Annotated in this window: 4 protein-coding genes; all 4 read left to right on the forward strand. The window is 68.7% G+C overall.

What is annotated here, in order from left to right; all coding sequences use genetic code 11:
* Positions 1-62: 62 nt before the first annotated feature.
* The 4 genes from AX724_RS17935 to AX724_RS17950 all read left to right on the forward strand — a co-directional run bounded on the left by AX724_RS17935 (position 63) and on the right by AX724_RS17950 (position 2,999).
* Entirely contained in the window at positions 63-713 is a 651-nt protein-coding gene (locus AX724_RS17935; RefSeq protein WP_066769120.1) for a glutathione S-transferase family protein, read from the forward strand.
* Positions 714-864: 151 nt separating this feature from the next.
* Positions 865-1,419 (forward strand): hypothetical protein, encoded by a 555-nt coding sequence (locus tag AX724_RS17940; protein ID WP_066769122.1) that lies wholly within the window; start codon positions 865-867, stop codon positions 1,417-1,419.
* 90 nt (positions 1,420-1,509) lie between these two features.
* On the forward strand, positions 1,510-2,643 hold the full coding sequence (locus AX724_RS17945; RefSeq protein WP_231736748.1) for a hypothetical protein: 1,134 nt from the start codon (positions 1,510-1,512) through the stop codon (positions 2,641-2,643).
* Positions 2,644-2,663: 20 nt separating this feature from the next.
* Positions 2,664-2,999: a hypothetical protein gene (locus tag AX724_RS17950; protein ID WP_231736749.1), complete on the forward strand. Its 336-nt coding sequence runs from the start codon at positions 2,664-2,666 to the stop codon at positions 2,997-2,999.
* The last annotated feature ends 79 nt before the right edge of the window (positions 3,000-3,078 follow it).

Below are 3,078 nucleotides of genomic sequence, written 5' to 3' on the forward strand. Positions count from 1 at the left end.
CACAACCTTCAGCCGCAGTGAACCATCACTTGCTGCTGGACAATCATCATAGGAGCATGCCTATGATTATCCACGGAGCGGGACCGTCGCCCTTCGTCCGCAAGGTGATCGTGTTCGCCGCGGAGAAGGGGATCGAGGTGGAGGTGCAGCCGGCCGGTTTTGGCCGGGGCGGCGAGGGTTATCTGAAAGGATCGCCCTTCGGCAAGATACCGGCATTGGAGGATGGCGATTTCCTGCTGTGCGATTCGACCGCGATCATAACCTATATGGATGCCCTGAAGCCCGGCGAGGAGATGATCCCGGCCGAACCCAGGGCGCGGGCGCGCACCATATGGTATGAGGAGTTTGGCGACACGATCGCGCAGGCGGCCGGGGCCAAGCTCTTCTTCAACCGGGCGGTGGCGAAGATGGTCAAGCGTGAGCCGGATCTGGCGGCGGCGGACCGGGCGGAGGCCGAGGAAATGCCGAAAATCTACGATTATCTGGAGGGCGTTCTGCCCGGTGACGGCGGCTGGCTGGTGGGAGACCGCTTCACGCTGGCGGACCTGGCGGCGGCGAGCCCGATCATCAACGTCGCCTATGTTTCGGACGGGCCGGAGAGCGGGCGGTGGCCCAAGATGGCGGCGTGGCTGGCAGCGGTCAAGGCGCGGCCCAGCGTTGCGGCGGCGCTGGAAGCCGAAGCGCCGATGATCCGGTCCATGCTTCAAAAATAACCCATATGGAACATTCCGCTTGACAGCGTCACGCTGATCTGGCAGGAAGGCGGATATTGGGAAAGTGTGACTCGCCGGTGCGGCGTTTTGAAAGGGCTGGTCCTGCGAGGGGCCGGCCCTTCCGGCGTCCGGGCGGCAGGGAGGGGGCATCATGGCAAGGACGGAAGGCGGCGCGCTGGTGACGCAGCGGCAGCGCGCAGGCGGCACGAGCCGGCCGCAACAGCGCAAGCGCCGGTCGGACGGCTGGAGCAAGGCGGACGAGGCGCTGTTCCTGCAGATGCTGGCCGAAACCTGCAACGCCAGCGAGGCGGCGCGGGCGGCGGGCAAGTGCCGCGCGGGCGCATACCGCAAGCGGGCGGCCGACCCCGCCTTTGCCCGCGCCTGGGACGAGGCGCTGGACATGGGCTATGCCGAGATCGAACTGATGCTGATGCGCGCCGCCTTGTTCGGCAGCGAGAGCGAGGAAGTGACCAGCGACGGCGAGGGCGCGGTCAAGGCGCGCAAGGTCCGGCGCGCGCCGGACCTGGGCGTCGCGCTGCGCCTGTTCCTGGCCTATCGCGACCGGGTGGCGGGCATCCGCGCGCAGCGGCAGGCGGGCGGGCAGGCGGGCGGCGGGAACGGACGCCCCGACAGCGCCGCCGCGATCGCACAAGTGGAGGCCATGATGGCCGAGATCGCAAGGCGGCGGGCGGCGTCGGGGGAGTGAGGGGCCGGCCGGCAGGCGGCAAGTCGTTGAGGGCAGACGGGATTTCGGTTGCACGTCGGTCGACCTTGAGCCAGACTTGGCGCGGGGCCGATGGAGAATATTATGCTGGGTCTGTTGTTGCTCCTGCAAGTTCCCGCCGACATCATAGTGACCGGTCAGAAGCTGGTCGAGGCGCAAGCCGAATGCGCGCGAGGCGGATGCACGCCGCTGCGCGACGCGCAGGCGACGATCGCGCTGGCCGAGGTGCGCTTTCGCGCAGGCAATTATCAGGATGCGAAAAAGCTGTTGGCGGCGGGCGCAGCGCGCAATCGCGACAAGGAAGCGCAGGAGCCGCGCGCCGTTGCCGCGCTGTACGAAGCCTATGCGACCGTGTCGCTGCACGAAGGCGACCGCAAGGATTATCGCCGGGCGGTCGCCGATCAGGTCAGGGTGCTGAATGCGCATCTGCCCGCCGATGACCCGTCGGTGCTGTCGGCCGCGACGGCGCTGGGCGATATGTGGATCGAACTGGGCAATTATGCGCAGGCGGAGGCGACCTATCGCGGGATCGAGGCGCGGGCGCTGAGCGATGGGCGCGACCGGGCGGCGATGCTGGCGGGCATGAAGCGCGTTTGGATAGAAGCGGCGCGGATGCAGAGCGACAAGCCGTACAAGATGATCGACGCGCTGGAGCAGCGGCCGGTGGCGAAGGAGGCGGGGTTCGCCGGCGCGCTGAAGGTGCTGCGGCTGCGGCTGGCGGCGCGGGACGCCAAGGGCGAGGAGGTCACGCGGCTGATACGCGAACTGGGCCAGGCGGGCGGGCCCGAGCCGGTGCTGCTGGTATCGCCGCCCTATGCGCTGGACGCTGTGACGGCGGCCGAGCGGGTGAATGGCGCGCACGACCTGCGCGACGTGCGCAATGTTGGCGCGGCCGACCTGTCCGGCATCCGGTGGGCCGATGTCGGCTTTTGGGTGCGGCCGGACGGACGGACCGAGGACATAGAGATATTGCGCGGGTCACGGGCGCACGGCTGGATGAAGCCGGCGCTCGACCAGATCGCAGGACGGCGCTATTCGGCATCGGGCGGCGGCGCGGAGGGCGGCGTCTATCGCGTGGAGCGGTTCACGGCGACGTCGGAATATCAGACGCCCAAGGGCAGCCTGATCAGCCGGCGCGTGGCGACGGGCGGATATGAGGTGCTGGACCTGACCGAAGCGCCCGCCGCGCCGCCGCCCGAAGGATGAAGGAGACAGGCGTGCAAGGGATGAACGGGCGAGCGATGATGGCGGCCAGGCTGGCACCGATGCTGGCGTTGACGCTGGCGCTGCCGGCGTGCGGGCAGAAGGCGGAGCAGCCGGCGGCAGCCAATGCCGTAGCGCCCGAAAGCGGGGCCGCGGCACAGGTGGCGAAGCTGGATCCGAGCCTGCGCGACGGCGTGTTCCAGAAGGCGATCAAGGCGAGCGGCGCGGCCCCGCTTTCGGGCGCTACGGCATTGGCTCCCGGCGTGCGCGGGTGGCGCGTCCATTGCGACAATGACAGCGCGCACCTGATCGAGATCTTGCCCGACGGCACGGCCAAGGTGACGAGCCGGCGGGATTGAGGGGTGAGGGTTTGGGTGGGGAGCGGTCGGCTTCCTATCTCGTCATGCCAGCGCAGGCTGGCATCTCAGGCCATGATGT

This window comes from Sphingobium sp. CCH11-B1 (assembly GCF_001556865.1).
Taxonomy (GTDB): domain Bacteria; phylum Pseudomonadota; class Alphaproteobacteria; order Sphingomonadales; family Sphingomonadaceae; genus Sphingobium.